Source organism: Micromonospora sp. WMMD729, from assembly GCF_049315225.1.
In the GTDB taxonomy this organism is placed as follows: Bacteria; Actinomycetota; Actinomycetes; order Mycobacteriales; family Micromonosporaceae; genus Micromonospora.
The window spans coordinates 1,751,679-1,774,226 of record NZ_CP186059.1 but is presented as its reverse complement, the minus strand read 5'-3'; the positions used below and the strand labels follow the sequence as shown (position 1 = coordinate 1,774,226).

Genomic DNA, 22,548 nt, shown 5'->3' with positions numbered 1-22,548 from the left:
AACGGTCAGCGGGCGATCGGCAGCTCCACCGCCGCCGGTGGCGGCACGGGCTGCACGGCGGTACGGGCCCCGCGCCGTTCGGCGAGCCACCTGCCCCACCAGAACAGGCCCCGCGCCAGGCAGACGATGGTGACCGCGAAGAACAGCGTGTAGACGACGTTGAACAGCATCAGGACGCCGTACACCATGGCCACCATGGAACCGAACATGAACTGGTAGCGGGGTTTGGCGGGCGTGGTGCCCGGGTCGGTGATCATGTAGTTGGTGAACAGCACGAACGCCACCCCGGTCATGATGCTCAGCGCCGACCAGAGCTGGACGTCCCAGACGTAGTGCCGGATCAGGGCCTGGATGACGAAGCCACCGACCCAACCCACGATCAGGGCGACCTTCTTGGTGAGCATCGCGTTGAGGACCGTGCCGGCGGTGAGGATCACCATCGGGATGAACATCCGGAACATGTCCGGCACGTTCTCCGTGAAGTGGTACGGCGGCGCGACGTTGACCCAGGAGAACGCGACGAGCGTGACGGTGATGCCGAAGTTCGACGGGTTCATGAAGTGCCGCATCCGCCCGGCGATCGGCGCCTGGAGCACGGCCTTCTGCCCGACGGCCACCACCACGGCGAAGGCGATCGGCCAGAACTTGTCGTTGGCGTAGAGCAGCATGTTGCAGGCGAGCGCCGTGATGTGGGTCGGCAGCAGGAACGTGTAGACGCCCCACGCGCCGTTGCCGCTGTAGGCGGGCCGGCGGCCCAGGGAGCGGGCCGCGACCGCCTCGATCGCGATCTCGACGGTGTAGCCGACCGCCAGGGCGAACAGCGGCCAGGTCCAGGGCTGTTCGAAACCGAGGATGGTGTAGCCGAGGACGTTGAGGATGGACATGGAGATGGCGAAGTTGCGCAGGGCCAGGTAGCGGGGGTCGCGCTTGTCCACCCTGGGTACGGGCGGTCGACTGTCGACGGGGACCGTCGTACGGTCCGGGCCGCTGCCGTTGCGGGTCGCCTCGGCGACCTCGGCCGTGGTGGTCACGCCCGCCGGGGCGCGTTTGACGTCCGTCATGGTGTGGTCAGCTCCTGGGCTCGGTCGGTGAGCGTGAGGTCGTGCCATCCCGCGGCGAGGGGCAGCGTCTGCTGGTGCTGGACGCCGTCGAGGTCGCGCCAGCTCAGGTCGACGGTGACGGGCGCGCTGCCCTGGTCACCGAGCCCGAAGAACACGTCGAAGCTGCGCTTGCCCGTGTGGCCGCCGCCGCCGTCGAGCTGGGCGACCTGGGTACGGCCGTCCGCCGTGGTCACCCGCGCCTGCGCGCCGTACGCCGGGGTACGGGCGTCGGTGCCCGTCGCGGTGCCCAGCGCGGGTCGGTGCAGGCGCAGCCCGAGGAAGTCGCCGACCTGCGCCTTGGTGTTGTGGTAGTACGCGGGCGGCCCCCACTGGCGGGCCACCGCGAAGTCCTGGCGGCCGTCCCCGTCGGTGTCGCCCACCGCGACGCCGCGGGTCGGGGTCCGCTCGTCGAGGCCGAGCTGCGGACTGAGGTCGACGTACCGGCCGTTGTCCTTCTCCGGCGCCCAGAACGCCAGCGCGTTCGAGCCGGCGATGTCGTCACCGGGCTGCGCGTTGGGCCACATGTCCGGCTCCCGCAGCATCAGGTCGTTGCTGGCGGCCAGTTCCTGCAGCCAGTTGAACCGGTTGACCGTGCCCTTGACGAAGCCGCAGGACTGCACGACGACGAGCCGGCCGCTGTTGTCGAAGTCGGCCATCTTGGCGTCCCAACCCCAGCCGACCCAGGCCAGGTTCTTGGCCGACGCCTTGTTCTCGAAGGGTGCGATGCCGTTGGCGAGGCGGTCACGCGCCTCCTGCGGGGTCGCCGCGGTGTTCTGCCAGACGAAGTTGCTCTCCTCCAGGCCCCACGACTCGGTGATGTTGCTGACGAAGGCGTCGAACCGGCCCCGGCCACCCAGGTCCGCGAAGTCGACGGCCATCCCCTTGAACGAGTCGTGCCCCAGCACCAGCGACTTGGGGTCGAGCGGGCCACGGCGGCCCTCGGCCAGCGTGAACCTGATCTGTCCAGGGGTGGACGCGTTGTGGAAGAAGCGGTCGTTGCCGAAGTCGTTCGCCACGTACAGCTCGGGGCGCAGGTCACCGTCGAGGTCCGCGGAGGCCGAGGCGAGCGTCCAGCCGGTGGCGTACCGGGGGTCGATGGCGGTCTGCTGCTCGTACGTGACGCTCGGCTCGGCGCCACTGGTGGCCGCCGTCCAGCGCAGGATGTGCGCGCCGCCGGCGTTCTGCGCGCGGGACATCGAGTGGTTCATCTGCACGTTCGGCAGGCCCTTGGCGTCGAGCACCTGCGAGTCCGGGAAGTAGTTGAAGATCCCGATGTCGGGCCGGCCATCGCCGTCGAAGTCCGCGACGGCGGTCGCGTTGCTGTTCCACAGCGGCCCCCGGTAGCGCCCGTCGGCGGTCTGCTGCTGCGGGATCAGCTCGACCGGGTGGTACGACGCCAGGCTCAGGCTCGACCCGCCGGCCTTCTGCAGGAACACCACCGGCGTCCGTCCCCAGTAGATGACCAGCAGATCCATCCTTCCGTCGAGGTTGAAGTCGCCGGGCGTGCAGCCCATCGGGGCGATCGCCGAGCCCATCGGCAGCGGCTTCGGATCCAGCACGAACGGCGGGTAGCTCGCGCCACCGCCGGGCGCGGGGGTGACGACGACGCTGTCACTGCGCGGGTCGACGAGGCAGAGGTCGTTGGATCCGCCCCGGCCGTCGAGATCGTTGACCGCCACGCCCGCGCCCACCGACGAGATCCAGGACCGGATGTGCTGGTACTTCGGGTTGACCGTACGGATCGTGCGCTCGGGCAGACCCGGTGGGAGGGCGATGGGCAGTTCGGTGAACGCGAACTGCGACGCCATCGCGCGCCGGTCCTCCGCGGAGGCGGACGGCAGCCGCGAGACGGTGAACAGCCCCGCGACGAGCACCAGGACGAAGACGACGGGAATGAGTCTGCGTAGCGGACCCACTGGTTTCGGTGGCAACGCTCCCCCTTGGGTGACGCCCGACCTGACCGGGTCGAGCTCTCGGGTGGTACGGGTCGTGGGTGACCGCCGCGCGGTCACCCGGCGTGTCCTCAGTCGGCTGGACGCACGTTCATCGGCATGCCGCCGCGGATCCGCAGCGACAACATCGGCTCCGGTACGACGTCGTGCGTGGGGACCGTGGTGAGCGTCAGGTCCCGCGCCAGCACGGCGAGAACGAAGGCGGCCTCCATCAGGCCGAGGTGGTTGCCGACGCAGAACCGTGGTCCGGCGCCGAACGGGATGTACGCGTACCGCGGGCGGTCGGTGGGCCGGGCCGGGTCGAAACGCTCCGGGTCGAAGCGGTCCGGCCGGTCCCAGAAGTCCGGGTGGCGGTGCAGCGTGTAGGGGCAGATCAACACGTCGGCGCCGGCCGGCACCGGGTACCCGCCGACCGTGTCGGCGGCGAGCGCCTTGCGGGGCAGGATCCACACCGGCGGGTACAGCCGCACCACCTCGTCGATGACCATCGCGGTGTACCGCAGCCGGGTCAGGTCCTCGAACGTCGGCAGCCGGTCGCCGAGCACCGTGACCGCCTCGTCCCGCAGCCGGGCACGTACCTCGGGATGTTTGTCGATGAGGTGCAGCGCCCAGCTCAGCGTGCTGGCGGTGGTCTCGTGCCCGGCGAGCAGCAGGGTCACCAACTCGTCACGCAACCGCTGCCGGCCGACCCGGGGGTCGGGCTCGGCCCGGGCCGACACGATGAGCCGCGACAACACGTCGTCGCGGTCACCGGTGTGGTCCCCACGCTCGGCGACCAGTTCGTCGACGATCGCCTGAAGTCGTCGGCGGGCCCGCCGGAACCGCACCTGACGCGGCAGCGGCACCCAGGGCGGCACGGCGCTCAACGACGCCAACTCGAACATGGCCTGGTCCTGCACCACGGCGAAGTCACGGCCGATCGACGGGAACCGCCCGAGGTCGGTGTCGAGCAGGGTGCGCCCGAGCACGCCGAGGGTCAGCCCGGTCATCTCCTCGAGCACGTCCACCGGGCCGTGGCGGCCGAGGGTGCGTAACCGCCCGACGAGGGCCGCCGCCTCCTCGGCGACGATGCCGGCCTGCTGGGCGATGCGTCGGCTCTGGAACGCCGACTGCACCACCCTGCGCTGCTTGCGCCACAGCTCGCCCTCGCTGGTGAGCAGCCCGTCGCCGAGCGCCCGGCGGGCGTGCACCAGGCCGATGCCCTTGTGGTAGTTGGCCGCGTTGTCGGCGAGGACGTGCTTGGCGTGCTCGGGGTGGTTGAAGAAGTACAGCGCCTTCGGACCGACCGGCAGCAGCGCGACGTCGCCGTAGCGGTCGGCCGCCGACGTCATCATGCCGAGCCGGTCCCGACCCATCGTGATGAGCATGCTGACGGCGGAGGCCCGCGACGGGCCGGGCAGGGACGGCGCCGGACGCGCGACGGCGGTCATGACGTCACCACCGCGGCGGGCACGCTCTCCAACCGGCGGAACAGGCCACCGAGGAAGACCAGGGCGTCGCCGTCACCCTCCTCGTACCGGCGCATGCCACACGGACGGCCCAGGAAGATGGTGTGGTCCCCGCCGTCGTACGACCGCCAGAGCTCGCACTCGAGGTGGGCGACGGCACCGGCCAGCAGCGGCGCCTCCGTCCGTGCGCCCGGCCGCCACTCGGCGAACTCGAACTGTTCCCGGCCGAGCGGGCGGAGTCGGTTGGCGTAGTAGCGCGCCACCGGCTCCTGGTCGGCGGCCAGCACGGAGACACCGAACGTGCCGGCCCTGCTGAGCACCTGGTGCATCAGCGCGTCCCGGCCGACACACACCAGGATCAGCGGTGGGTCGAGGGACACCGCGCTGAACGAGTTCGCGGTCATGGCGTGCGGTTCGTCCCCGCCGACGCTGACCACCGTGACGCCGGTGGCGAAGGTCCCACAGACGCGACGCATCAGCATCGGGTCCGACGGCTCGTCCGTACCGAAGGTCGTCATCGCCGGACCCCGGCGGCGGCGTACGGCTCCAGGGCGCGCTCCAGCGCCTCCGGAACCCGGGTGGGCACGGTCCGGTTGTTCGGGCCGCGCATGCAGGCCACACGCTGGACGCCCCGGGCGACGAGCGTCTCCCCCGCCGGATGGGTCCGCACGTAGTCGAACCCGAACTCGAGCTGCGTCTGGGCCAGTTCGAGCAGTCGCATCCGGACCGCGATCTCGTCGAACGCGGTGATCTCGGCGAAGAACTCGCAGTCGACCTTCAGGGTGAACAGCTTGAGGTCGTTCTGCAGGTCGGCGAGGACGGCCGGGGCCCGGTCCTTGAGGAACATCTCCCGGCAGCGGCCCTGCCAGCGCAGGTAGTTGACGTAGTAGACGTTGCCGACGATGTTCGTCTCCTCGAACCCGACGGTGTGCCGCAGTTCGTAGTAGCTCTCCATGCTCATCCCTCCGCACCGGCCAGAACAGTGATGACGACGCGTCCGTCGACGCCGCGCAGGCTCGTGACGAACGAGGCGGCCCGGGCCCCACCGGCGGCGAAGAGCACCCAGCCGGGACGGGCCGTACCGCCCAGGACGAGTGGGCCGCGCATCGGCAGGCCGGCCTTCTGCATCGCCTCGACGGCGGTCCAGACCCGCGTCGCGGCGGTGTCGGCGTCCTCGTCGAGGTCGGCGACCAGGAGGTCCGCCAGCGCGGCGTGCGGGCCCAACAGGCCCTGCCACTCCTCGGGGCTGCGCCGCGCCACGCTCTCCAGGTCGCAGCCGAGGACGCCGGTCCCGGCGACGGCCAGCGTCACCCCGGCACCGTGTGCGATCGAGACGGTGTGCTCCCCGTCGACCTCCGGTCGACCGTCCGGCCGGTACCTGATCTCGACCGGGCGTCCGAGCGCCTGCCCGACCGCGTTCGCGCTGTCGCGGCGGCGGACGGCCAGGTGGTCGCCGCCCTCCGGTGACGCCGGGTCCGGGTCGGCGGGCGGCGCGTCCGGTGCGATGGCGACGGCCACCCCGGGCAGCCCCAGGTCGCCCAGCCCACGCTCCAGGAAGGAGCCGAGCAGCGGCGGCACCCAGGGTCCCGCGCCGTCCTGCTTGCGGACCGCGCGCAGCCGCAGCCCCTCCCACCGCTCGACGGTCACCCCGGACTCGGTCCGCAGGGCGATGTCGTAGACGTACGTGTCGCCGTCGCGTTCCCGCTCGGTGGCGCAGTACCGCAGCTCGCGGGCCGACGACAGCTTCTCCCCGCCGGGGTGGATACGTTCCACGCCGACGGGCAGCAGCGTGGCGTCCGGCACGCACACCTGGTTGCCGTGCATGAGCGCGTCGCGGACGCCGGGGTCGCCCAGCAGCAGCGTGCCGGAGACGTAGGGGGCGAACCACGCGGTGGTGTCGTCGGCCTGCACCACCGCGTCGACGTGCCGGGCGGCGGCCCGGTGGTACTGGCGGAGCCGCTGGAACCGGCCGCCCTGGAACAGGGTGCCGCCGTACAGGTCGTCCAGTGGGGTGAGGGCGACCGGCGCGAGCCCGTCCGGCACCTGGTCCGGAGGACCGTCGGGCACCGTGTCCGCGCCGAGGCGCAGCCGGGCGGTGAAGTGGTCGGCGGTGAAGCCGGTCTCCTCGCTGCGGATCGCGACCTCGACGACGTCGTCGTCGGTGACCAGGGCGGCGACCCGGATCCGGGTGTGCCCGTGCGGCGCGACGACGATGGGTCGCAGGAACTCCGCCTGCTCGATGACCGGCAGGACGTCCGCGCCGGACAGGGCCGCGGCCACCTGCGTCATGGCCTCCATCCCGAAGACGGCGGGGAAGAGCAGGTTGCCGTCCAGGTCGTGGTCCTCGAGGTAGCGGTCCGTGCCGACGTTCAGTTCCGTCTCCACCACCAGTTCGACCTGGTGGTAGCGGACCAGCGCGCGGTCGACGAAGCGCAGCAGCGGCAGCGCCGGCTGGTGGTACCGCACGGTGTGGATGCCCTCGGTGCGTCCGCTGATCACCACCACGGTCGGTGTCGTGGTGTCCGCGACCAGCCGCCGCAGGATCGCGATGCCTTGGTCCGGGGTGATGGGCGTGACGCCGTCGCGGCTGAGCGACTCGACCACCGACAGCCGCTCCCCCATGCCGACGCCGGACCAGACCGACCACTCGAGGCACAGGGTGCGGCAGTCCGGGTGCGCCTGGGCGAAGGCGGTGGTCTCCTCGGCCAGCCAGTCGTTCGCGGTGGCGTAGTGCGCCTCGCCGCGCAGGCCGGCTCGCCCGATGATGCTGCCGAGCGTGACGAGCAGCCGGAGCCGGGACGCGTCGACCGCGTCGAGCACCGCCCGCAGGCCGTCGATCTTCGGCGCGAAGGTACGGCGGAACGCGGCCTCGTCCAGGCTCGCCAGGCCGGCGGGATCGTTGCGGCCGGCGCCGTGCAGGACGGCGGTGACCGGCCCGAGGTCGGCGCTGAGGTCCCGGACCGCCCGCGCGACGGCGGCCGCGTCGGTGACGTCGGCGCGGGCGTAGCGCACCCGCACCCCGGCGGCGGCGATCCGGGCCAGGTTGCCGGCCAGTTCGGTGTCCTGGGCGGGGTCGGAGCGGCCGAGCACCGCGAGGCTCGCGCCGCTGTCGCTGGCCAGCGCGAGGGCGCACTCGGCGGTGATGCCCTTGCCCCCGCCGGTCACCAGCAGCACGTCGTCCGCGCCGAGCGGTGACACCGTCGTGGCGGGGCGTACCGGCATCGCGCGCAGGGTCGGCACCCGCCGTACCCCGTCGTCGTGGTGCACCTCGGTGAAGCTGGTCGTCGCGGCGACCTCCCGCACCACCTGCTCCACGGCCGCGTCGCCGGTGTCGGCCAGGTGCACGACGGTGACCAGCACGGACGGCGCTTCGAGGTGCAGTGTCCGGGCGATGGCCGCCGCGCCCCGGCCGTGCCCGACGAGGACGAAGCGGGTGCTGCCGGTGGCGAGCGCCTGCTGTGCGCCCCGCAGGGCCGGTGCCAGTTGCTCCTCGGTGCAGTCCGGCGGCAGGCAGACGAGCACGCCGCCGCCGAGCCCGGCCCGTTCGAGTGCCGTGGCGAGGGCGGTGGCGAACGGGTGGTCCGCGGCGGCGTGCACGTGCCACGGACCCGTCGCGCCGGCGGCGTCGACGGCGACCGCCGGCAACGGGACCTCGTCGAGGTCGACCCGCCAGGGCCGTGCCCAGGCGGCCACCCCCGCCACCTGCGGCGTGGCGGCGGCGTCGCTGTCCCGGGCGGTACGTGCCAGAGTGTCCATCGTCTCGGCGAGTTCCCGGACGGTGGCGGTCGCGAAGTTGACCGGCATCTGCGCCGGTGGCAGTTGCAGACGCTGGGCGAGCTGGTTCGCCACCTGGCCGATCGTGATCGAGCTCAGGTGCAGGTCGTCGAGGAGCCGACTGTCCGGCCGGACGAGTTCGATGGGCAGCTCGGCACGCTCGGCGGTGAGCCGCCGCATGAGGTCCTCGGTGGACTCCTGTCCGACCCCCGCCGGTTCGACGGCGGCGGTGGGCGTGGTCGACACGGCGGACCCGCGCTCGATCGCCGAGTCCAGCTCCGGCGCCTGCTCGCAGGGGCTGGTCAGGAAGGAGAACTCGGCGCCGATCTCCAGCGGCCGCACGAACCGGCCGTCGAACAGCGCGGCCGGCGCCGGGGCCGCGCCGAGGACGTACGCGGCGCCGGCGACCCGCAGCAGGCTCGCCAGCGAGTCGTTGTCGGTGTCCACGGCGACCGCCGGTACGTCGGTGACCGTCGTCGCCAGCCCGGTGAGCACCTGGCCCGGTCCGACCTCGACGAACAGGTCGGTGTTCTTGGCGGCGAGCGCGACGGCCTGGTGGAACAGGACCGGGTCGGTGATCTGGCGGCGCAGCAGCCCGGGCACGTCGGTGCGGGCGGGCAGCGGCTCGCCGGTGACGGTGGAGACGACCCGCGCGCCGACCTGGTGGAACCGCTCGTCGGCGAGGGCGTCGGCGAACGTGTCGGCGGCCGGTGCGACAAGCGGCGAGTGGAAGGCGTGCGAGACCCGCAAGCGCGTCGCGCTCAGGCCGGCGGTGCGCGCCTTGTGGCAGACCGCCTCGATCGCGTCGACCGACCCGGAGACGACCGTGTGTTCGGGGCCGTTGTACGCCGCCACGACCACCGGGAGCCCGGCGATGATCCCGTCGACCGTCTCGGGGGGCGCGCCGATGTCGGCCATCGTGCCGGCCTGGCTGTGCCCCGCCATGGTCCGGCCCCGGACGCCCGCCACGCGCAGCAGCGTCTCCTCGTCCATCACGCCGGCCCACTGCAACGCCACGATCTCACCGAGGCTGTGCCCGATGGCGGTGGACGCCTGGATGCCGAGCATCGACAGGGCGTGCTGCCCGGCGAGCGATCCGGTGACGATGCGCGGCTGCGCGACCTCGGTCGCGACCACGTCGCTGCCGGTCGGCAGGGCGGCGCGCAGGTAGACGTCCTCCACCTCGGCGAAGCGTCGCCGCAACGCGCCGCCGCTGACGCCGCGTCCGGAGCCCTGCCCCGGGAAGAGGAAGCTGATCCGGGCCGGGCCGCCGACGTGCCCGAGCAGGAACCGACCGTCGGGGCGGATCAGGCTCGTCTCGCCGGACTCGACGGCGTCGCGGGCGGCGGTCAGCAGCCGCGTGGCCTCCTCGGGCGACGAGGCCACGACGGCCGCCCGGAACGGCCGGTCGCGCAGGTCACGGTGCAGCGCCGCGGCCAGGTCACTCAGCTCCGCGTACGAGATCGCGGTCACGAAGGCGCTCAGCTCGGCGAGCCGGTCGGCGAGCTCGGGTGCCGAGGCCGCGTCCACCAGCAGCAGTTCGGCGTCCTGGGCGGAGGTGGCGAGGGTACGCGTGCGGCGGTCCGGGACGGATCGGCGCGGGCCGTGCCGTTCGAGCACGACGTGCGTGTTGATGCCGCCGAAGCCCATGGCGGTGATGCCGGCCCGCACCGGGACCTCGCTCGGCCACGCCTCGGCCTTGCGCAGGGTGCGCAGCCGGGCCCCGTCGCCGGTCAGGATCTCGTGCGGGTCGACGGAGCCGACGCTCGGCGGAAGCACCTCGTGGTGCACGGCCATCGCGGCGCGGATGAAACCGGCCACCCCGGCGGCGGCCTTGGTGTGACCGATCATCCCCTTGACCGAGCCGATGACGGCCGGCGGCGCGTCGGGGTTGGCCGTGGCGCGGGCGCTGGACAACGCCGTCAACTCGGTGGTGTCGCCGACCTTCGTGCCGGTGCCGTGCCCCTCGAAGAGGCCGACGGTGTCGATGCCGAAGCCGGCCCGGCCGTACGCGCGACGCAGGGCGAGCTGGTAGCCGTCGACCTCGGGACGGGTGATGCCGCCCCGGCCATCGGAGGAGACACCCCAGCCGGCCACCGAGGCGTAGATGCGGTGACCCGCCTCGGCGGCCTGGTCGGCGCGCATCAGCACGAGCATGCCGCAGCCCTCACCGGGCCAGAACCCGTTGGAGGCCCGGTCGTAGACCCGCATCTCGCCGGAGGCCAGGGCGCCGGTCTTGGCGAAGCCGATGACCTCGAACGGGTCGATGGACAGGTCCACACCACCGGCGACCGCGACGTCCAGGTCGCCGTCGAGCAGTGCCCGGCACGCGGTCACCACCGACAGCAGCGACGACGAGCACGCGCCGTCGACGGTGTAGCCGCCGCCCTTGAGGTCGAAGTGGTTGCAGATGCGCCCGGCGATCGTGTTCGACAGCGCGCCGGCGAGGGTGTCCTCGTTCACCGGCGGGAACGGGCTCTTGTACAGCTGCTCGTAGGTGGCGAGGAAGTCGGACAGCTTCTCGTCGTCCCAGCCCTCGGCCCGCAACGCCGCCGCCACCGTCCGGCGCACGTAGGGCCAGCGCAGCCGTATCTGGTTGGCGCGGGAGAACTCACCGGTCAGCGTGTTGCCCACGATCACGCCGGTACGCTCCTGGGGCAGCCCCTCGCCCGCCGGGAAGCCGGCGTCGGCCAGGGCCGTGGCAGCGGTCTCCAGGGCCAGCCAGTGGGCCAGGTCGGTCGACCGGTACGTGCTGCCGGCGACCTTGTAGCCGACCCGGTCGAACTCGTAACCCTCGATGACGGCCGCGTTGCGGGCGTAGAAGCGATCCGGCGCGGCCGGGTCGGCGTCGAAGTAGTCGGCGGAGTTCATCCGAACGTCGGGGAGCCGCCGGAAGGCCCGGCGACCGGCGACCGCGTTCTCCCACAACTCCTGCGGTGAACGGGCGTCGGGGTAGCGGCACGCCATCCCGACCACGGCGATACTGGTCATTGCTCACTCAGCTTTCGTGTCGCGGGCGACGGGTCGAAGGCGTTCCTGATGCGCTGGCGCCACACCTCGTAGGCGGGCAGGGCACCGTCCGGGGGCAGCCCGTCCCGCGCCTCGTCGGTCACCCGGGTCGCGTCGCTCACCGTCATGCCGCAGAGGACGCGGGTGGCCAGTTCGTTGTGCGGCATGACGAGACCGGCGCGCAGCCGGGCCGCGGCGCCGAACGACGCGCCCTGCGCCAGGTCCGACCGGTACGGTCCGGCGCACTCGGCGAGCCAGTTGAGTTCCTGCTCGGTCGCGCCGCCCGCGTAGCAGACGGCGAGTCCGGCGCCGGCGTACAGGTCCCGGCGGCGGTCCGCGGGGAACGCGTCGAGCAGGCGCAGGAGCTGCACCGGGTCGGTACCGGCCACGAACCAGGAGGCCCGTCCGATGCCCTGGTCGATGGCGCGGACCGCATAGTCCCGGGGACCGTCAACCGGCCACGGGAAGGTGGCGGATCGCTGCCTGCGGCGCACGTACCGGTCGGTCTTGAAGTACGCCTCGTGGAACCCGTACCCGTCGAGGACCAGCCAGCGCAGCAGCGGATCCGGGGCGTACAGCCGGGACCACAGCAGCCGCGGCAGGCGGGCCATGGCCCAGCCCACCCCGACGTACGCCATGTAGACGTGCTCGTCGTGGTCGGCGAGGAACCGCGCGACATGGCGCGAACGCCCGGGCAGGGCGTCGCGGATGGCGAAGGCCATGGCCGCGCCCTCGTAGGCAAAGCCCCGGTACGCCGCCGGCGTCGCCTCGACCGAGGGCGCCGCCTCGGCCGGTCCGGTGGCCTCGGCGGCCGCACCGAATCCGTGCAGGAACGAGCTGCCGACCGTTTCCAGGCGCTCGCGAGCCTGCTCGTTCTTGAGATGGAATCCGCGCGTGCTGAGCTTGGTCTCGCGCACGTCGGGGGTCAAAATACGTCGTCGCAGCCTGTGCAGTGAACTCATCGTATCGTCGGCCCTCCCGGTGAGACCTCATTGTTACGCGACTATCCGCGACGGAACTTCTCCTGCATTGCGGCGGTTGCCGACGGCGGCGCATATCCGCAGCTAGCAGGCTTTACAAGGATGGCGAGTGGATAGTGGACAGCAGAAATAGCCATTACCGACCGGTTAGCGCAACGCAAGAGATGGACGCGCAGGGGCCACCGATACCACGATGACTGGCATCCGAACGACCTCTCCGGAATTGACATCCGGACTTCCTCGAAGGAGCGTGCCGTGGAATTCGACGAAGCGGCCGAGCACCGGATACGCACGATGGTTCTGGAAGCATTTGCCGACACCATCATTCCGGGAGAAAAGCGCGGTCCCGACGACGCCGCGATCGCGGGCGTCGACACCGGCGGCGGCGCCGTGGCGGCCGGGGCCATCGAACTGCTCGAACACCCCGCCGGCGGGATCGCGCCCGCGCTCGACACGATCTGCGTCGAGCTGGACGAGTACGCCCGGGAGCACGCCGCCGCCACCGGACTCGACCTGGACCCGGACCTGCCGCCCTTCGTGGGCCTGCCGTTCGACGCCCGGACGGCGCTCGTCGAGAAGCTGACCAGCCCCGACCATCCGGACAAGCAGATGTGGGTGGGCCTCGCGCTCTTCTGCAACATGGCCTTCGACAGCGCGCCACACATGCACACCGTGGAGGCGCTGGCCGCCGGGCATCCGGGCCTGCTGGCGATGGGCTACGAGACACCCGACGCGGACGGCCTCTGGCGGTTTCCCGCCTTCTCGTACGGCCGGCAGCTCGCCAACCCGCACCCGTCCACCACTGCCACCGGGAGTCCGGCATGACCGCCACCGAGTCCACCGACGTTCTGGTCATCGGCAGCGGCTTCGGTGGCGCGATCGCCGCGTACCACCTCGCCGCCGGTGGCGCCCGGGTGAAGGTCTTCGAGCGCGGCCCGTGGCTCAAGGCCGACGACTTCGAGCACGACTTCAAGCTGGGCGCGTCGTACACCCGGGTCTTCGACTTCGTGATCGGCGACGGCATGAGCGTCCTGGGCGGCAACTGCGTGGGCGGCGGCAGCGTGGTCTACTTCGCCACGATGCCGCGGGCGCCACGGTTCGTCTTCGAGCGCCACGGCAGCATCGGCCGGCGCATGTGGCCCGCCGCGATCGACCGCGACACCCTCGACCCCTGGTACGACCGGGTGGCCGAGGCGCTGCCGATCACCCCGCAGACCTGGGACCGGGTCCCGTACGGCGGCGGCCTGTTCGCCGCCGCCTGCCACCACGCCGGCCGTACCGCCAACGCGGCGCCGTCGGCCGTCGACGTGGACATGTGCACGAACTGCAACTGGATGATGGCCGGCTGCCGGTTCGACGCCAAGCGCTCGCTGTTGCTGAACTACCTGCCGGCGGCGCTGGCGCACGGCGCCGAGATCCGGCCACTGCACGAGGTGCAGCACCTGACCCGCACCGCCGACGGCGGCTACCGGGTGCACTACCGCATCGTCGACGACGAGGACTACCGGGTCCTGCACGGCGAGGGGACGATCGACGCGAAGATCGTCGTCCTGGCCGCCGGCGCGGGGGCCACACCGGTGATCCTGCAACGGTCGGCGCCCCACCTGGGCCCGATGCCGCACGCGGTGGGCCGGTACTTCTCCGGCAACGGCGAGCGGCTCAACACCGCCGTCTTCGACGAGGAGCGGGTCCGGGAGGTGCTGAAACTGTCGCGTCCGGACGGTCGGGCCTATGAGGCGTACCAGATCGGGCGGGGCCCGACGGTCGCGAGCTGGGACCGGCTCGACGGCACGCTGCCGGAGTTCGAGCGCTACTCCCTCGAACAGCTCTACTTCCCGCCCGCGCTGGGCACCATCCTGGCGCAGGTGCCCGACGCCAGCCCCAGCTGGTTCGGCCTGGGTAAGAAGGAGATGCTGCGTCGCTGGCAGTCGTGGCTGACCATCTTCACCATGTCGGAGGACGACAACGAGGGCGTCTTCGGCCCGCCGCCGGAGACGGGCAACGCCCACCGCTTCTCCCAGCAGATGCTCGGGCACGGCCCGCTGCGGTACCGGCCGACGGCGAACACCCGGCGCGGCTGGTCGCTGGCCGACGCCGACGTCAAGGACATCCTCGAACGCGACGGGCTGGCCCGGGTCATGCCGTGGACGAACGACCTGGTGGGCGCGTACACCGTGCATCCGCTGGCGTCGTGCCGGATCGGTGACGACCCGGCGACGTCGGCGCTGGACGACGGCCACGAGCTCCGCGGCCACCCGGGCATCTTCGTGACCGACGGATCGGCGGTGCCCGGCGCGTTGACGGTCAACCCGGCCTCGACGATCGCGGCCCTGGCCGAACGCGCCATGCCGGGCATCGTCCGGGCCGCCCAGGCCCGGGGCGTCGCGGTGACCTACGGCGCGCCGTCGCCGGACGGCGAGACCGCGGGACGACGCGCGGTCGCCCGCCTGCGGTCATGACCTCGACCGTCGCCAGGCTCAGCAGGCGGGCGGCCTTCACCCACCTACGGCACGTCGCGCCGGTTCCCCCGGCGACCGCGCCGCCGCCGGTCCGCCGGGTGTACGAGCAGGTCGAACGGGACTTCGGCCTGCTCGCGCCACCCATCGCGCTGCACGCCGCCGCGCCCGGCCTGCTCGCCGCCGCCTGGTGCATCCTGCGCGAGACACTGCTCGTACCCGGCACGACGAGCCGCCGGGAACGCGAGTCGGTGGCGGCCGCGGTGTCGGCCGCCAACAGCTGCCCCTACTGCGTGGACGTGCACCAGGCCGCCGTGCGCGGGCTCGGGGGCGGGAACGCGCCGACGGCGCTGCCAGCGGTCCTGTCGCCGGAGCTGATCGGGGTGGCCGTCGACTTCCACTACCTCAACCGGATGGTGAACGTCTTCCTGCGGGACTCGCCGCTGGCTGTCGTACCGGCCGCGCTGCTCGGGGGTGCCCGCGGCGCGGCGGCCCGGTTGATGGGGCGACTGGCCGCTCGGGAGGCGGCGCCCGGGCAGTCCCTACCGCTGCTGCCGGACACGGTCGCCGCGGCGCGACGCCTGCCGGACGACCTGCGGTGGGCGGCGAACCTGCCGCACGTCGCCGCCGCCATGACGGGGGCGGCGGCGGTGGTCGAGGACGCCGGCCAGCGGTCGGTGCCAGCTGCCGTCCGGCAGCTCGTCCGGGAGTGCCTTCATGACGGCACCGCCGCCCCCGACGACCTCACGCAGGCCGCGCGTTGGCTCGACGCACGGCTGGCGGGCCTGTCCCCGACGGACCGGCCGAGCGGGCGGTTGGCGATGCTCGTCGCCTTCGCCTCGTACCGGGTGCCGGACTCGGCGGTGGCCGCCGTGCAGGCCGGGGGGCACGGCGACGCTGAGGTGCTCGGCCTGGCGGCCTGGGCCGCCCTGACGGCGGCGCGACGCCACGGCGACGTGCTGGCCAGGGCGTACGAAGCGGCCGGTTGACCGACGCGCCACGATGCGGGCCCGGCCACCTCAGGCCGGGCCCGCATCGGTGTTCCTCAGACCTTCGGCACGTCGAACAGGGAGGGGAACTTCGCGATCAACGCGAGGTCGCCCCGGGTCCGCAGCCGGCCCTTCATGGTCAGCACGACCGGATGCGCGTTTCCGGTCACCACCAGCAGGAAGTCGGCGCCACCGATGGTCAGCGTGAGCCTCGGCTCGCGGTCGGCGACCGGCGACACCTGGCAAACACCGTCGGCGATCTCGAGTTGGTAGCGGTCGGCGCCCCCGTCGGGCCGGTCACCGATCACCCAGTGGATGACGGCGTCGAGCCCTTCGGCCCGGTCCGCCCGGAACACGTCCGGCATCCGGCGGAAGACCTCCCGCAGCAGGGCGTCCCGCCGTTCCCCGCTCATCAGCGCACGAACCTCGGGCAGCGGGGTGCGCTTGACGAGGATGGCGAGATCACGAGGCGCCAGCGCCACCGGATCGGTATCGCTCATGGACATCGCAGGACTCCTTCAGTCGCTGACGGTGGCTGGCTGGGCGATCCGCTCGCGGATCACCCGCCGCCACTGTTCGTAGGCGAGCCCGCCGGCGTCCGCGTCGGCGGCCGCGGCGTCGGCCAGCTCGGCGGCGGCCTGCGCCGACAGTCCGGTCAGCGCCCGGGCGGCGACGTCGGTGTGCTCCGGGCAGTAGCCGGCCCAGGTCCGGGCCTTGGCGGCGAAGACCGACCCCTGGGCGAGGTGCGGCCCGTACGCCCCGGCCAGCGATCGCAGCGTCTCGAAGCCCGCGCTGTCGCAGCCACCGGCGAACGTCGCGGCCAGGCCCACCCCGCTCCACAGGTCGGCGCGGCGCGCGGTGGTGAAGCTGTCGACGGTCGCCGCCACCGCCGCCGGGTCGGCCGCGTGCCGGAACCACAGCGCCCGGCCGATCCCCTGGTCGAACGCCTGCGGGAAGTAGTCGGCCCGCCCCTGCCAGGGGTACGGCCGGGGCCGCCGTTGGCCGGTGATCCAGGTGGCCTGGTCGAAGTAGGCCTTGTCGAAGCCGTAGCCGTCGACGGCCAGCCAGCTCATCGTCGGGTGGTACGGGTTGTCGGCGAGGTCGGGCAGCACCTTGCGCCACAGCACCCGGGGCAGCCGGGCCATCGCGAAGCCGATGCCGATGCAGGCCAGGAAGTAGTGCGGGCGGCCCGGCCCGTCGAGCAGTTCCCGGGTACGGGAGCCGCCCGCCGTCGCGTCGAGCACGGTGTAGGCCATCGTCGCGCCCTCGTACGCGAAGCCCCGCCGTTCCGGGTCCACCAGGGCGAGCCGGCGTTCCAGCTCGGCGACGCGCGGACCCGCGATGGCCCACTCGAAGCCGCAGACCACCGCCTGCGGGATCGCCTCCAGGTGGACCGTGGTGGCGGACGCCTCGACGGGGAATCCGAGCGCGGCGAAGGAGACCTGCTCCAGCGTGGGGGCGAGGACCATACGGCGCATCGATCCGAAAACTCTCGACATACCGGCCATCCTTCGTTCGGTGCCGCGGTGTCGGTCACCGGGGCGATTCTCATCCTCGCCGGGCCGGGTGAGCTGCGCGTCTCTCTACGTGCCCGGTCAGTTCCGGTCCACGGCGGGTCTGAACATGGGCGTTTCGACGGGCGCGCGTCGTCGCCGGGCGCACGAACCCGGCGACGACGCGACGCCTCACCGACTCGCGTCGGCGAACTGACCCGGCGTCCGGCCCGGACCGGCCGGGCCCCGGTACGCCTGGGCGATCTGGAGCCACTGGGTGGCGAGGTCTCCCTCGGCCCGGACCGCGAGGTCGTCGGGGTGCCGACGGCGGGTGACCAGGAGGCAGAAGTCCTCCGCCGGCCCGGTCACCCGCTGCGGCGAGTCCACCGGACCGAACCGCCACAGCGCACCCGACGGCGCGGTGATCTCGAACCGGAACTCGACGTCCGGGGTTTCGAGACCGCGTGCCTGGTAGCCGAAGTCCCAGGTCCGCACGGCGAACCCGACGACCTGCCCAATCCGGTCGGTGAAGGTACGCCGCACCCCGAGCGCGTCGGCGATGTCCTGGCCGTGGGCGAAGAGTTCCATCATCCCGGCCATGGCCAGCACCGCCGCCGGCAGCGGGCGCACCAGCCACGGGACGAGCTGGTTCATCGGCAGGTCACCGAGCGACTTCTCGGCCCAGGCCCGCTCCTCACGCCAGCGCCGCAGCAGTTCGGCGGGCTCCTCGGCGAGGTAGCCCGACAGCGCCGCCGTCACGTTGGCGTTGAAGTCGGCGCCCAGTCGCCCGGTCATGGCGACGAACTTGTCGGGGTCCGCCGCCGCCAGGCCGGCCATCCGGAAGGTGGCCGCGAGGTGAGCGACCTGGTGTGCCACCGTCCAGCCGGGCGCCGGGGTCGGCAGCGCCCAGTCGGCGGCGTCGAGGCCGCTGACCAGCCGGTCGAGATCGGCGCCGTCGGCCGCCAGATCGGAGATCACCTTGGGTTGGTGGTGTTCGCTCATGGTTCTGCCTCTCGGGGTCGACGACGCGCGGGTGGCGCGCTCAATGACGGGGTACGGTCGCGAGTTCGGTCGGCGCGAGTCGCCGACGGCCGCCCAGCAGGGCGATGGCGATGACGAGTCCGATGACGGTGAAGATCGCGCAGGTGACGAAGGCGGGACGGAAGCCCGCGGTCAGCACCGCCGGTCCGGTGCCACTGGCGAAGGAGACCAGCACCGTCGACACGATGGCGATGCCCAGGCCGCCGCCGATCTGCTGGGCGGCGGTGTTCATCCCCGACGCGAGGCCGAGGTCGGACTCGGCGACACCGGCGAGAGCCGCCGCCGAGGCCGCGACCGTGCCGAGCCCCAGCCCGGTGCCGAAGACGAACAGCCCCACGAACAGCCCCACGGAGGACCCTCCGGCGGCCACCGCCTGGGCCAGCAGCAGGCTGCCGCCGCCGAGCAGGACGAGGCAGACCGCCGCCACCGGGCGGAAGCCGTAGCGGGTGATGAAGGACTGCCCGGCGTACGAGCCGATCAACGCCATCAGCGGCATGATCGACTGCCGGATGCCGGACTCCAGCGGAGTGTCGCCCAGCGGGCCCTGGGTGTACTGGGCGATCGCCAGCGACATCCCGAAGGCGCACATGATCATGGTGACCATGACGAGGTTGCCGCCGACGAGGGTCGGCGACCGCAGCAGGCGCAGCGGCAGCAACGGCTCGCTGGACCGGGCCTCGATGGCGACGAACGCGGCGGCCAGGACGATCGCGCCGGCGAAGGTCGCCAGGGTCTGGACGCTGAGCCAGCCCGCCGACGGTGCGGTGACGAGTCCGTAGATCACCAGGACCAGGGCCGCGGTGCTGGTGACGGCGCCCGCGACGTCGTACGTACGCCGGGCGTTCAGGTCCCGGCTCTCGCGCAGCAGGACCGGGATGAGGACCAGCATCAGCAGCGCCACCGGAACGTTGACGAAGAAGACGGCGGGCCAACCGAAGCTGCTGGTCAGCCAGCCGCCGATGAGCAGACCGACGGTCGCGCCGACACCGGCGATGCCGGCCCAGCCGGCCAGCGCGAGGTGCCGCTCGCGGCCCTCGGGGAACATGCTGGTGAGGATCGACAGCGCGGTGGGCGCCATCAGGGCCGCCGAGACGCCGTGCAGGGCGCGGGCCGCGATCAGCACCTCACCGTTCCAGGCGAAGCCCGACGCCAACGACACCAACAGGAACAGCACAGTGCCGGTGAAGAACATCCGCCGACGCCCGAGCAGGTCGGCGGCGCGGCCACCGAGCAGCAGCAGACCACCGAAGGTGACGAGGTTGGCGCTGAGCACCCACTGCGCCGTGCCGGGCGCCAGTTGCAGGTCGGCGCCGATCGTCGGCAGCGCCAGGATGACGATCTGCGTGTCGAGAATGACCATGAAGTTCGCGGTACACAGCAGAACGAGCGCCCACCAACGGCGCGAGTCCGGCGGCGCGTCGGTGCCGGCGAGCTGAGCTGCATCCATGTGGCTGTCCTTCGTGTCGAGGGGCTGGATCGGAGCACCGCGCCGCGAGCACGCGGCGCGGGGTCGGCGACCGCGAGCGCGCGACGCGGGGTCCGCGTCACGAGCACACAGCGAGGGGTCAGCGTCACGGGCACACCGCGGATCAGCGCCGCGAGCGCAGGACGCGGGAGATGATCGAGGGGCGCATCAGCGCCTGCGGCGGGTCGACCAGGCCGGCGGACCGCAGGAAGGCGGTCGTCAGCACACCGTCGTGCGCCGCCGCCGCCTGGAGGCGGGGGATGTAGAGGTTGCCCATCCGCACCTTCGCCGTCCGCCGTCCTTCGACACCGGGGAAGCCGAGGTCCGCGCCGGCCGACATGTCCCACGGGGCGTCGATGAGCCGGGACAGGTCACGGAAGAATGCCCGCGGCGACGGCGGGCCGGAGCGTACGTGCTCGCCGAGCAGCCGGGCGGACATCGCCGCCACCGTCATGCCCTGGCCGTAGACGGGATTGAAGACACACGCGGCGTCACCCAGGACGATCAGTCCGCCCGGCGTCCGCGTCAGTCGCTCGTAGCGCCGCCGGATGCTCGCCGGGAAGCGGAAGGAGTTGGCCCGGCCCATCGGCTCGGCGTCGCGCACCGCCTTGTAGATCTCCGGTACGGGCAGGGACTGCACGTAGGCCAGGAAGCCCTGGCGGTCCGTCGGGGGCCGGTCGCCCAGGATGCCGGTCAGCGAGATGGCGTACCGGTCGGGCATGCGGGCGAAGATCGCGCCGCGCGGCTGCGCCGGGGTGGCGACCGGAAGCAGCGCGATGTCCGCCCCGATCGGGTCGAACGACAGCGGGCCGTGGAAGTCCATCGTGGTGTAGGTCAGGTCCATCTTGACCCGCTCCTCCGGCACCCGCTGGTAGCCCAGCTCCTCCAGCCAGCGCGGGGTCCGCGAGCCGCGCCCGGTGGTGTCGACGACCAGGTCCGCGTCGAGGGTCTCCTCGGGCGCGCCCGGTGTCTGCTCCTGCACCCGGACGCCGGCTATCCGTTGCCGGTCCGGCGAGGCGACCAGGCCCACGATGTCGGTGCGCTCCCGATAGGTGACGTTGCCCAGGGCCCGGACCCGGGCGCGTACCCGCGACTCGAGCAGCGGCCGTCCACTCGCCACGCAGACCAGTCCGGTCTCGGCCTTGCGGATCATCTGGCCGTTGAAGTACCAGCTGAGGCTGGTGCCGAAGTCACCGATCGGCACGCCACCGGAGACCAACTCGTCGGTGAAACCCGGGAACAGCTCGTCCAGAATCTGTTGGCCTCGGGCCAGCAGGGCGTGGATGTGATGGCCCTGCGGTGCCGCCTGGCGTGGTTCCACCGGCCCGAAGAGATCGTCGCGGTCCACGACGGTGACCCGCTCGCAGGCCGGCGACAGGACCCGGGCCGCCAGTGATCCGGCGACGCTGCCGCCGAGAACCACCGCGTGCGCAATCTGCGGAACGCCCATTTCCGTCTGCCTCCTGGAGTGGGTAAGAATCAATTGCTGTCAGCTATGGTATCGATGACGAGCGTCATTTCTTCTTCCAGAATGCTCTGTGGAAAATGGTGCTGTCCGACCCTTTCGGTCAACCCTTTAATTGCTAGCATGGTCCGCGGACGCCACCGCGATCGAGCACGTCGCGAAGAATTGCGTTCCCATGCCCTCAGCAGAGTGAGGATTGCCGCATGAAACCGTTCCGGATCGACATTCCGCAGGACGCGGTCGACGACCTGCACCGCCGCCTCGCAGACACGCGCTGGCCAGCCGATTCTCCGGCCGAGGACTGGAGCCGGGGCGTGCCGGCGGGCTACCTGCGCGAGCTCGCCGAGTACTGGCGGACCGGCTACGACTGGCGTGCCGCCGAGACTCGGCTCAACTCGTTCCCGCAATTCACGGCGGAGGTGTCCGGCACGACCGTGCACTTCCTGCACGTCCGCTCTCCCGAACCCGACGCCACTCCCCTGATCGTCACGCACGGCTGGCCCGGTTCGTTCGCCGAGTTCGTCGACATCATCGGGCCGCTCACCGATCCGCGCGCGCACGGCGGCGACCCGGCGACCGCCTGCCATCTGGTCGTTCCCAGCATTCCCGGCTTCGGTTTCTCGCCGGCCCCCACCGGTGGGGGCTGGACGATGCCGCGGGTCGCCGCGGCCTGGGCCGAGCTGATGGCGACGCTGGGCTACGAGCGGTACGTCGCCCAGGGCGGTGACTTCGGCGCGTGGATCAGCCTCGTGCTGGCGGGCCTCGACCACGAGCACGTCATCGGTGCGCATGTGAACTTCCTGCCGACGCCGCCGTCGGCGGACCCCGCCGACCTGGCCGGTCTGACCGAGGTGGAGGGCGCTCGGCTGGGGCTGCTGATGAACTACGTCGACGACCAGTCCGGCTACATGAAGATCCAGGCCACCCGACCGCAGACGCTGGCGTACGCCCTGAACGACTCGCCGGTGGGTCAGCTCGCCTGGATCGTCGAGAAGCTGCACGAGTGGAGCGACTCGACGAAGGTTCCCGAGGAGGCGATCGACCGGGACCGGATCCTGACCAACGTGATGCTGTACTGGCTGACCGGGGCGGGCGCGTCGTCGGCGCACTTCTACTACGACAACGCCGAGTTGCTGCCCATCGCCAAGACCCCGCCGCCGCCCCCGCCCCCGCTGCCGGTGCCGCTGGGCGTGGCGATCTTCCCCCGCGATCCCGGACAGCCGGTACGGCGTTTCGCCGAGCGTGGCTTCCCGAACATCGTGCAGTGGACCGAGTTCGACCGGGGCGGCCACTTCGCCGCGATGGAGCAGCCGGACCTGCTGGTCGGTGATCTGCGCTCGTTCCTCGCGACGCTGCGCCGCTGACGCGTACGCCCT

16 protein-coding genes are annotated in these 22,548 nt (G+C 72.2%); 4 read left to right on the top strand and 12 right to left on the bottom strand.

Annotated features, from left to right (window positions below; translation table 11 throughout):
- Positions 1-5: 5 nt before the first annotated feature.
- The 7 genes from ACN263_RS08180 to ACN263_RS08150 all read right to left on the bottom strand — a co-directional run bounded on the left by ACN263_RS08180 (position 6) and on the right by ACN263_RS08150 (position 12,245).
- On the bottom strand, positions 6-1,061 hold the full coding sequence (locus tag ACN263_RS08180) for an enediyne biosynthesis protein (protein ID WP_422739202.1): 1,056 nt from the start codon (positions 1,059-1,061) through the stop codon (positions 6-8).
- Positions 1,058-3,031: a CRTAC1 family protein gene (locus tag ACN263_RS08175; protein WP_422739201.1), complete on the bottom strand. Its 1,974-nt coding sequence runs from the start codon at positions 3,029-3,031 to the stop codon at positions 1,058-1,060. The genes ACN263_RS08180 and ACN263_RS08175 overlap by 4 nt, the downstream gene beginning before the upstream one ends.
- Positions 3,032-3,123: 92 nt before the next feature.
- Positions 3,124-4,482 carry a cytochrome P450 gene (locus ACN263_RS08170; protein ID WP_422739200.1) on the bottom strand — a complete coding sequence of 453 codons (1,359 nt, stop codon included), beginning with the start codon at positions 4,480-4,482 and terminating at the stop codon, positions 3,124-3,126.
- Positions 4,479-5,018: a flavin reductase family protein gene (locus ACN263_RS08165; protein WP_422739199.1), complete on the bottom strand. Its 540-nt coding sequence runs from the start codon at positions 5,016-5,018 to the stop codon at positions 4,479-4,481. Before ACN263_RS08165 ends, ACN263_RS08170 begins: the two co-directional genes overlap by 4 nt.
- Positions 5,015-5,455, bottom strand: a complete 441-nt coding sequence (locus ACN263_RS08160; RefSeq protein WP_422739198.1) for an acyl-CoA thioesterase — start codon at positions 5,453-5,455, stop codon at positions 5,015-5,017. Before ACN263_RS08160 ends, ACN263_RS08165 begins: the two co-directional genes overlap by 4 nt.
- A gap of 2 nt (positions 5,456-5,457) precedes the next feature.
- On the bottom strand, positions 5,458-11,265 hold the full coding sequence (locus ACN263_RS08155; protein ID WP_422739197.1) for an SDR family NAD(P)-dependent oxidoreductase: 5,808 nt from the start codon (positions 11,263-11,265) through the stop codon (positions 5,458-5,460).
- Positions 11,262-12,245: a DUF1702 family protein gene (locus tag ACN263_RS08150; RefSeq protein WP_422739196.1), complete on the bottom strand. Its 984-nt coding sequence runs from the start codon at positions 12,243-12,245 to the stop codon at positions 11,262-11,264. The genes ACN263_RS08155 and ACN263_RS08150 overlap by 4 nt, the downstream gene beginning before the upstream one ends.
- 312 nt (positions 12,246-12,557) lie before the next feature.
- On the opposite strand from ACN263_RS08150, the gene ACN263_RS08145 reads away from it, so the two are divergent.
- From ACN263_RS08145 to ACN263_RS08135, 3 genes are read left to right on the top strand one after another with little or no spacing between them, the layout of a single operon-like run.
- A complete protein-coding gene (locus ACN263_RS08145; RefSeq protein ID WP_422740633.1) occupies positions 12,558-13,088 on the top strand; it encodes a DUF5987 family protein in 531 nt (176 codons plus the stop codon).
- Positions 13,085-14,722 (top strand): GMC family oxidoreductase N-terminal domain-containing protein, encoded by a 1,638-nt coding sequence (locus tag ACN263_RS08140; protein ID WP_422739195.1) that lies wholly within the window; start codon positions 13,085-13,087, stop codon positions 14,720-14,722. Before ACN263_RS08145 ends, ACN263_RS08140 begins: the two co-directional genes overlap by 4 nt.
- Positions 14,719-15,708: a carboxymuconolactone decarboxylase family protein gene (locus ACN263_RS08135; protein ID WP_422739194.1), complete on the top strand. Its 990-nt coding sequence runs from the start codon at positions 14,719-14,721 to the stop codon at positions 15,706-15,708. The genes ACN263_RS08140 and ACN263_RS08135 overlap by 4 nt, the downstream gene beginning before the upstream one ends.
- Before the next feature lie 56 nt (positions 15,709-15,764).
- Here ACN263_RS08135 and ACN263_RS08130 read toward each other — a convergent pair whose 3' ends face one another.
- The 5 genes from ACN263_RS08130 to ACN263_RS08110 all read right to left on the bottom strand — a co-directional run bounded on the left by ACN263_RS08130 (position 15,765) and on the right by ACN263_RS08110 (position 21,157).
- Entirely contained in the window at positions 15,765-16,214 is a 450-nt protein-coding gene (locus ACN263_RS08130; RefSeq protein ID WP_422739193.1) for an SCP2 sterol-binding domain-containing protein, read from the bottom strand.
- 12 nt (positions 16,215-16,226) lie between these two features.
- Positions 16,227-17,207: a DUF1702 family protein gene (locus tag ACN263_RS08125; RefSeq protein WP_422739192.1), complete on the bottom strand. Its 981-nt coding sequence runs from the start codon at positions 17,205-17,207 to the stop codon at positions 16,227-16,229.
- Positions 17,208-17,393: 186 nt separating this feature from the next.
- Entirely contained in the window at positions 17,394-18,203 is an 810-nt protein-coding gene (locus ACN263_RS08120; RefSeq protein ID WP_422739191.1) for a TIGR03084 family metal-binding protein, read from the bottom strand.
- Between the two features lie 40 nt (positions 18,204-18,243).
- Positions 18,244-19,689, bottom strand: a complete 1,446-nt coding sequence (locus ACN263_RS08115; protein ID WP_422739190.1) for an MFS transporter — start codon at positions 19,687-19,689, stop codon at positions 18,244-18,246.
- A 142-nt stretch (positions 19,690-19,831) separates the two neighbouring features.
- On the bottom strand, positions 19,832-21,157 hold the full coding sequence (locus ACN263_RS08110; protein WP_422739189.1) for an FAD-dependent oxidoreductase: 1,326 nt from the start codon (positions 21,155-21,157) through the stop codon (positions 19,832-19,834).
- A 218-nt stretch (positions 21,158-21,375) separates the two neighbouring features.
- On the opposite strand from ACN263_RS08110, the gene ACN263_RS08105 reads away from it, so the two are divergent.
- Positions 21,376-22,536 (top strand): epoxide hydrolase family protein, encoded by a 1,161-nt coding sequence (locus tag ACN263_RS08105; RefSeq protein ID WP_422739188.1) that lies wholly within the window; start codon positions 21,376-21,378, stop codon positions 22,534-22,536.
- The last annotated feature ends 12 nt before the right edge of the window (positions 22,537-22,548 follow it).

What these genes read in the sequence shown, in the direction of transcription:
- ACN263_RS08130 (WP_422739193.1), bottom strand. Translation starts at nt 16,214, where the DNA reads ATGTCCATGAGCGATACCGATCCGGTGGCGCTGGCGCCTCGTGATCTC.
- ACN263_RS08155 (WP_422739197.1), bottom strand. Translation starts at nt 11,265, where the DNA reads ATGACCAGTATCGCCGTGGTCGGGATGGCGTGCCGCTACCCCGACGCC.
- ACN263_RS08140 (WP_422739195.1), top strand. Translation starts at nt 13,085, where the DNA reads ATGACCGCCACCGAGTCCACCGACGTTCTGGTCATCGGCAGCGGCTTC.
- ACN263_RS08120 (WP_422739191.1), bottom strand. Translation starts at nt 18,203, where the DNA reads ATGAGCGAACACCACCAACCCAAGGTGATCTCCGATCTGGCGGCCGAC.
- ACN263_RS08150 (WP_422739196.1), bottom strand. Translation starts at nt 12,245, where the DNA reads ATGAGTTCACTGCACAGGCTGCGACGACGTATTTTGACCCCCGACGTG.
- ACN263_RS08145 (WP_422740633.1), top strand. Translation starts at nt 12,558, where the DNA reads ATGGTTCTGGAAGCATTTGCCGACACCATCATTCCGGGAGAAAAGCGC.
- ACN263_RS08165 (WP_422739199.1), bottom strand. Translation starts at nt 5,018, where the DNA reads ATGACGACCTTCGGTACGGACGAGCCGTCGGACCCGATGCTGATGCGT.
- ACN263_RS08110 (WP_422739189.1), bottom strand. Translation starts at nt 21,157, where the DNA reads ATGGGCGTTCCGCAGATTGCGCACGCGGTGGTTCTCGGCGGCAGCGTC.
- ACN263_RS08180 (WP_422739202.1), bottom strand. Translation starts at nt 1,061, where the DNA reads ATGACGGACGTCAAACGCGCCCCGGCGGGCGTGACCACCACGGCCGAG.
- ACN263_RS08160 (WP_422739198.1), bottom strand. Translation starts at nt 5,455, where the DNA reads ATGGAGAGCTACTACGAACTGCGGCACACCGTCGGGTTCGAGGAGACG.
- ACN263_RS08135 (WP_422739194.1), top strand. Translation starts at nt 14,719, where the DNA reads ATGACCTCGACCGTCGCCAGGCTCAGCAGGCGGGCGGCCTTCACCCAC.
- ACN263_RS08115 (WP_422739190.1), bottom strand. Translation starts at nt 19,689, where the DNA reads ATGGATGCAGCTCAGCTCGCCGGCACCGACGCGCCGCCGGACTCGCGC.
- ACN263_RS08105 (WP_422739188.1), top strand. Translation starts at nt 21,376, where the DNA reads ATGAAACCGTTCCGGATCGACATTCCGCAGGACGCGGTCGACGACCTG.
- ACN263_RS08125 (WP_422739192.1), bottom strand. Translation starts at nt 17,207, where the DNA reads ATGTCGAGAGTTTTCGGATCGATGCGCCGTATGGTCCTCGCCCCCACG.
- ACN263_RS08170 (WP_422739200.1), bottom strand. Translation starts at nt 4,482, where the DNA reads ATGACCGCCGTCGCGCGTCCGGCGCCGTCCCTGCCCGGCCCGTCGCGG.